The sequence below is a fragment of the Bacillus sp. BML-BC051 genome, assembly GCF_019656175.1.
GTDB lineage: Bacteria > Bacillota > Bacilli > Bacillales > Bacillaceae_G > Bacillus_A > Bacillus_A mobilis.
This window is the reverse complement of the sequence record NZ_BPLI01000130.1, coordinates 1-6572: the sequence shown is the minus strand read 5'-3', so window position 1 is coordinate 6572 and position 6572 is coordinate 1. Positions and strand designations below refer to the sequence as shown.

The following is a 6572-nucleotide window of genomic DNA, read 5'->3' as shown; positions in this document are numbered from 1 at the left end:
TAGTTGGATTATATTGGTTACAACCATAATTTCTTCTTTTATAGCATTCATTTCAACAAATATTGATGACATTTTTATACTCCTTGTTTTATTTTCACAAGTAAAGACAGAAATAATTAAGAAGGAAGCTAGAGCTGTCCGAGAAAAAACTAAGATGAAAGAACTTTATATTGTTATTGGACAATATTTGGGGTTTAGTGTAATTATTTTTTTGAGCATCATTGGTTCTTTAGGCTCTTTTTTCATTCCTATATCGTGGATTGGGTTATTAGGATTCGTGCCAATTTATATGGGAGTGAAAGGAATATTGTTACTTCGTTTTTATAAAAGGAATGAAGTCATTGATAACGTTTCTGGTTCAATATTTAAAGTAGCTTTGATAACGTTAGCTAATGGGGCTGACAATATTTCGATTTATATACCGATGTTCGCTAGTCAAAATCTTAAAACAAATATTGTTACATTAGTTATCTTTTTTGTATGGTAGCAATATGGTGCTTTATTAGCTACACATTGTTAAGAGCTCCTAGTTTAGTTTAAGCTAAAGTACTTGAGAGAAATTGTCATATTATCGTTCCAATAGTTCTAATTGGCTTAGGAATGTTCATTCTTTTTCGCAGTAATACAATTGAATTATTGTACTAATATGTTAAAACTAACAGAAGTTTTAATTAAAAAGAATCAAACGCTGTATAAAGCCGTACTACAGATAAAATGTAGTACGGCTTTTCTTTATTTTGGTGAAATGAAACAGTGCTCTACGACTATTAAGTTAGACAGGATATTACGATTATTAAATTGAATAGATACTTGAAAAGGAGTGTGCTACTTAAAATGAAATTAGTAAAACAATGGGTCAAAGAAGATAGTGATTACATAAGAAAAAAAGTAATTGAATATAACCAAAAACATATTTCGGATGAAGAGAAACAGCCTTCAGAAAACATTAGTTTTATAGTGAGAAATGAAAAGGAAGAAATTGTAGGCGGAATAACTGCAATTACATTTTGGCACCACGTACATGTCGATTTCCTTTGGGTTTCTGAAGAGTATAGACACGAAGGCTACGGAAGCAAGTTATTAAAACTTATTGAAGAATTTGCAATTGAAAATGAGTGTAGGCTAATCAATTTAGATACTTTTAGCTTTCAAGCACCTGATTTCTATAAAAAGCATGGATATAAAGTGATTGGAGTAAGTGAAGATCATCCGAAAGGACATAATCATTACTATTTAGAAAAACGTTTATAAAGTGTATATAGAATTAACGTTAGTATTTGGAATAAAAATTTATCCTTTTGGATTATGCATTTAAAAGAAAATTTTGAGGCAATTCATATTTAGAGGCACTTCTAAAGCAAAAAAGATAGGATTAGAATAGTAGTGATGGGAAACTATTTTTTATAGCGAATATATTTAAAATAGGAATCTAAATGTGGACATTCAAATAAAGGGGGAAATTCTTATGAATTCATTTGTGAATGACAAGTTTTATGAAATAAGAAAAAATCTATTCGAGGAAATTACGATGTTGAACGATGCGCAATTCAACAATAAGCCAGATAAGAATAAATGGAGTATAGCACAAGTATGTCATCACTTAGTTTTATTGGATAAAGTGGTTATAAAGGTTATTTCATCTGGCTTAAAAAAGATTGATAGTACCCTAAAAGAACGTCGAGAAATTCACTCTATATTACAAGATAGAGCGATAAAATTTGCAGCTCCAGAAATGATTGAACCCAGTTTAGAACTATTTGAAGTGCAGCAAATGGTCAATTTGTTAAACGAATCGAGAAAAGAATTAATGCGTTTCCTAAGTACAATAGAAGATGAATCTATACTAACGAAAAAATCAGTGATGCATCCAGCTCTTGGAGAATTACTTCTTGATCAGTGGATAGAACTGATCTATTTGCATGAACAGCGTCATATAGAACAAATCAAAGAGATAAAACTACTTTGTGAAATTGGGAAGTAAAAAATCTTTGGCTATTAACAAAAAATACGGGTCTCATATGTATACTTTTAAAATTGATCTAAAGAAAGGCTAATTTGGAATCCGTTTGTTATGTTTAACCTCGTCTCAAAATGAGAGCGGGGTTTTTATTAATTTTGGAGCTACTCTGGGATTTTTATTTAGTATTAATTTAATCAATTTTTTATTCTAATACTTAGGGAACTTACTATTAAACCGAGTTAATGATAGAATGATAAACAGACAGAAAATTCCTTTTATTAAAAACAGAGGAGGTACGTATGAAAAAAGTAAATGTTACATATGCACTTTTATACGATAAAACAAACGAAAAAATCTTAATGGTAAAAAACAAAGGGAAGAATGGTTCATATTACACACTACCAGGTGGCGCAGTTAAACTGGGAGAAACGTTAGAAGAGGCAGTAATTCGGGAAGTGAAAGAAGAAACCGGACTCCATATAACTGTAAACGGCATTTGTTACATTAGCGAAGCTTTTTTCGAAGAGAGAGGACATCATGCAATTTTCTTTAATTTTTTAGGTGAAATAATTGACGGGGAGACAAATATAACAAGGCCAAAAGAAATTGAAGAGATTACCTGGATGGAATTACATAGAGCAGCACCACATTTACGTATACCAGAACACTTATTAAATATATTACAAAGGAAAGAAACAGTACCTTACTTTTTTAACGGAACAATCGTTCATCAATCTTCATAACATTATCATTTCATGTAAGGCGGGGGAAGAATGGAATTTATCGTAAATCATAAACATTTCACTCAAGCACTTTCAGAAGTAAGTAAAGCTGTATCTACTAAAGCTATAATACCTATATTATCTGGTATAAAAATAACTGCAGATCAATCTGGAATTACTTTAATCGCAAGTAATTCAAATATTTTCATTGAAAAATTCATCCCTAGTTCCAACGAAGACGACCAAATTACAACTATAGTAAAAGCAGGAACTATTGTAGTACCTGCAAAATATTTCATTGAAATTATAAAGAAAATGCCAAGTGATGTATCAATAAAAAGTACGAATGAGCAAATCATTACGATACAATCAGAAGAAATTACATTAAACTTAAACGGACTTCCAGCATATGAGTTTCCGAATGTACCACTTATAGACGGTCATACAAAAATACAAGTGGAAACAGAACGATTAATTGAAGTATTTAAACAAACTGTCTTTGCAGTAGCTAAAAATGAATCAAGACCGGTTCTTACTGGCGTTCATTTCGAGTTAGATCATAATAAATTAATTTGCGTAGCAACTGATTCACATAGACTTGCTATACGCGAAACAATGATATCTACAGATGTGAAAGCAAGTTGTATCGTACCAAGTGCAACTATTAGTGAACTTCTAAAATTAATGACTAGTAATTCCGAATTCGTATATATCTATCTTTCAGAAAGTCACATTATTTTTACATTCGGCACAACTACATTATATTCACGACTAATTGAAGGGAAATATCCTAATATTTCTAGTTTAATTCCAAATGATTTTCAGACAGTCATTAACATAGATAGAAAAAAGATTTTACAAGGTGTAGATCGATCAAACTTATTAGCAAGTGATTGGGCAAATAACAATGTCAACTTAGAAATCATAAACGAATCCGCAATTAAGATTTCTTCTAACGCTTCTCAGATTGGAAAAATATCCGAGACACAACAGGTAGATACGATTCAAGGTGAAAAACAATTAAATATATCTTTCGATGGACGATTTATGTTGGATGCTTTAAAGGCGATAAAAGAAGAAACGGTTACTTTAAGTTTCAGCGGTTCTATGAGACCAATATTAATTGAAGCAGGGTCACAATCTGCAGCAATACATCTTATATCACCAGTAAGAGCTTATTAAAAACATAGGAAGGAATTACATACATTATGTACAAGCATACTTTATGTTTTATAAAAAGAAATGAAGAGATACTTATGTTAAATAGAGAATATGATCCTGTAAAAGGATTGTGGAATGGGGTAGGAGGAAAGATCGAAAAGGGAGAAACACCTTTAGAAAATGCAATTCGTGAAATAAAAGAAGAGACTAATATAGAAATTACGCAGGACCAAATTCGGTTTAAAGGTATTATTAAATGGGAGGACTCTTCATATTCTGGTGGCATGTATGTTTATCTAATAGAGCTACTGAATGAATTTACATATCACACTCCAAAAAAAGTCTCAGAAGGAATTCTTGATTGGAAAGAAATTTCTTGGATTCTAAGTGACTATAATTACGGCGTAGGAGAGATGATACCTAATTTTTTACCGGAATTACTTCACAATGAATTAATATTAGAGCACAACTTTGTATTATCTAATCATAAATTAATAGATTATAGAAATGATGAATTGGCTAAACAGGACAGTTCAATAGATAAAATAATTCAATTGTAAAAAGCAGGAATGCACCTCTGTTCGAACAAGTAGAGTTTCAGATAGCGTAAATGCAAACTTAGTGAAATAAACTTAAATACAGAAAAAGAGCGAATCACTTATAAGAAGGTTCGCTCTTTTTTATTTATAATTAAATTTCTCTCCACCATGTTGATGAAGGATAGTCTGTAGATTTTAACGCAATAGATTCGCCAATTTGAGGCGTTGTAATTTTAACCCCTAAACGGTTAGCCTCTTTCGTAACTCGTTCAATTGGATCACTCCATTCATGTAATGCTAATGTAAAAGCACCCCAATGAATTGGAAGAAGTAGATCTCCTTTCACGTCAATATGAGCTTGAACCGTCTCTTCAGGTAACATATGAATAGCAGACCACCTCGGATCATATTGTCCGCATTCCATCAATGTAAGATCGAATGGACCGTACTTATCACCAATTTCCTTAAAGTGAGGAGCATAACCGCTATCGCCACTAAAGAAAACTCTAGTCTCTTGCCCAAGAATAAGCCATGAACACCATAAAGAACAATCTCTATCTGTCATACTCCGTCCAGAGAAATGCCTTGCAGGTGCACAAACTAATTTTATATTATCAAACGCAATTTCGTCCCACCAATTATGCTCACTAATTTTACTAGGAGAAACACCCCATTTAATTAAATATTGCGCAACTCCAGTTGGAACATAAAAGTGCTTTGCGCGATCTTTTAACAGCATAATACTCTTGTAATTCAAATGGTCATAGTGATTATGAGAAATGATAATCGCATCAATTTCTTGAAAATCTTGACGTTCTAAAGAAAAAACACCACTATAACGTTTACTAGTAAACACAGGAAATGGGGAAGAGGCATCTCCAAACATCGGGTCTAATAACAATTTTTTACCTTCTATTTTCAAGAGAGAAGCAGAGTGCCCAAACCATGTAACGCTCTCTAGAGACTCATTATTTTTATCCGATAAAACAATAGGTAAATTCTTTAAAGGACGCAGCTTTGATTTCATTTTAAAGTAATCAGTCATTAAACCGATAATATCTTTCGGTTTAAAACTTACATCAGTATGAATTTGATTTATATATTTCTTTTTCATTCGTTCTCCTTTTTACGCTTAACAATATACGTATGTTGTTATTGAAGCTAATTGTAGTGTAAACGAAATTATCTTATCTTTCATCTTAAACGCTGTAGATTTCATAAATTTGTCAGATTCATTATTCTTATATATAAAATGGAAATCATATAGCAGCAGATGAAACTAATATGAAGTAAATGTAAATTGTTTTAATTTAGTAAATTCATTCTTATACGCAATGAAGAACATATGTTTCATTGTATGTTATAGAAGAAAGCATGTCTCTAATTAAGGGTAGGAAGGAGAGGATGTAAGTGCAAATAGAGAGAAATAAGAAATCAAAATGTAAACTATCAAAATCTGAAATAACGCAGCTATATGCAGAAGGAAAGAGTACCTCAGAAATAGCTACGCTTGCCAATGTGTCTGCTAGGTATATTCGTATGGTTTTAACAGACAATAATGTTCCAAGGCGCGCTATAGGGAGTTGGAAGAGAAAGTATGACATAACAGAAGATTATTTTAAAACGTGGTCAAACAATATGGCTTATATTTTAGGGTTTATAGCAGCAGATGGTGTCATACAGAAAGAAAATCAATGTGTCAGTATATCTCAAAAAGAAAATTACATTTTAGAAGATATAAAACAAGAACTAAACACCAACCAGCCACTATATCAAAAAAAACAGGCGTATATATGCTAAACATAAATAGCAAAACAATAAAAGACGATTTAATGAACATTCACGGAATTAAGCCATGTAAATCATTTAACATTGAAATTCCATTTGTACCAGAAGAATATTTACATCATTTTGTGCGTGGGTATTTTGATGGAGATGGTCATGTAAACCCAAAAAAATATTTTGTTAGCTTTGTTGGAGGATCGTATAATTTTATGAATTCTTTTAAAGATATACTTGAGGATAATAAATTCAAATTAAGTTTTGTTGATAAAGAAAAACAATATCGTATATACCTAAGTGGTAAAGATAATGTTAATAAATTTTCACAGTGGATTTATAACGATAAAGGTTTACATTTAAAGCGTAAATATAATATTTTTCAACAAAAAGAATAATTGTAATGATAAT

Annotated in this window: 6 protein-coding genes and 2 pseudogenes; 7 read left to right on the top strand and 1 reads right to left on the bottom strand. The window is 31.3% G+C overall.

The window, feature by feature from the left end; genetic code table 11:
- Positions 1-13 precede the first annotated feature (13 nt).
- The 6 genes and pseudogenes from K5S59_RS29555 (at position 14) to K5S59_RS29530 (ending at position 4403) form a co-directional block, all read left to right on the top strand.
- A pseudogene (locus K5S59_RS29555) lies at positions 14-645 on the top strand (cadmium resistance transporter).
- 189 nt (positions 646-834) lie between these two features.
- Entirely contained in the window at positions 835-1251 is a 417-nt protein-coding gene (locus K5S59_RS29550; RefSeq protein ID WP_098259243.1) for a GNAT family N-acetyltransferase, read from the top strand.
- Positions 1252-1465: 214 nt separating this feature from the next.
- On the top strand, positions 1466-1981 hold the full coding sequence (locus K5S59_RS29545) for a DinB family protein (protein WP_098259242.1): 516 nt from the start codon (positions 1466-1468) through the stop codon (positions 1979-1981).
- A 278-nt stretch (positions 1982-2259) separates the two neighbouring features.
- A complete protein-coding gene (locus K5S59_RS29540) occupies positions 2260-2703 on the top strand; it encodes an NUDIX hydrolase (RefSeq protein WP_000757634.1) in 444 nt (147 codons plus the stop codon).
- 30 nt (positions 2704-2733) lie between these two features.
- Complete coding sequence (gene dnaN, locus K5S59_RS29535) at positions 2734-3864, top strand: DNA polymerase III subunit beta (protein ID WP_120450265.1); 1131 nt, start codon at positions 2734-2736, stop codon at positions 3862-3864.
- A gap of 26 nt (positions 3865-3890) precedes the next feature.
- Positions 3891-4403, top strand: coding sequence for an NUDIX hydrolase (locus tag K5S59_RS29530; RefSeq protein WP_097844866.1), 513 nt, complete (start codon positions 3891-3893; stop codon positions 4401-4403).
- 130 nt (positions 4404-4533) lie between these two features.
- Here the strand turns inward: K5S59_RS29530 and K5S59_RS29525 are convergent, their stop codons facing one another.
- The gene (locus K5S59_RS29525; RefSeq protein WP_098259239.1) at positions 4534-5496 is read right to left on the bottom strand and encodes an MBL fold metallo-hydrolase; all 963 of its coding nucleotides are present in this window, start codon (positions 5494-5496) and stop codon (positions 4534-4536) included.
- Between the two features lie 296 nt (positions 5497-5792).
- On the opposite strand from K5S59_RS29525, the pseudogene K5S59_RS30420 reads away from it, so the two are divergent.
- Positions 5793-6559: pseudogene (locus K5S59_RS30420) on the top strand (LAGLIDADG family homing endonuclease).
- The last annotated feature ends 13 nt before the right edge of the window (positions 6560-6572 follow it).

Excerpts from the sequence above, each read along its gene's own strand:
- K5S59_RS29550 (WP_098259243.1), top strand. The coding sequence starts at position 835 with ATGAAATTAGTAAAACAATGGGTCAAAGAAGATAGTGATTACATAAGA.
- K5S59_RS29545 (WP_098259242.1), top strand. The coding sequence starts at position 1,466 with ATGAATTCATTTGTGAATGACAAGTTTTATGAAATAAGAAAAAATCTA.
- K5S59_RS29540 (WP_000757634.1), top strand. The coding sequence starts at position 2,260 with ATGAAAAAAGTAAATGTTACATATGCACTTTTATACGATAAAACAAAC.
- dnaN (WP_120450265.1), top strand. The coding sequence starts at position 2,734 with ATGGAATTTATCGTAAATCATAAACATTTCACTCAAGCACTTTCAGAA.
- K5S59_RS29530 (WP_097844866.1), top strand. The coding sequence starts at position 3,891 with ATGTACAAGCATACTTTATGTTTTATAAAAAGAAATGAAGAGATACTT.
- K5S59_RS29525 (WP_098259239.1), bottom strand. The coding sequence starts at position 5,496 with ATGAAAAAGAAATATATAAATCAAATTCATACTGATGTAAGTTTTAAA.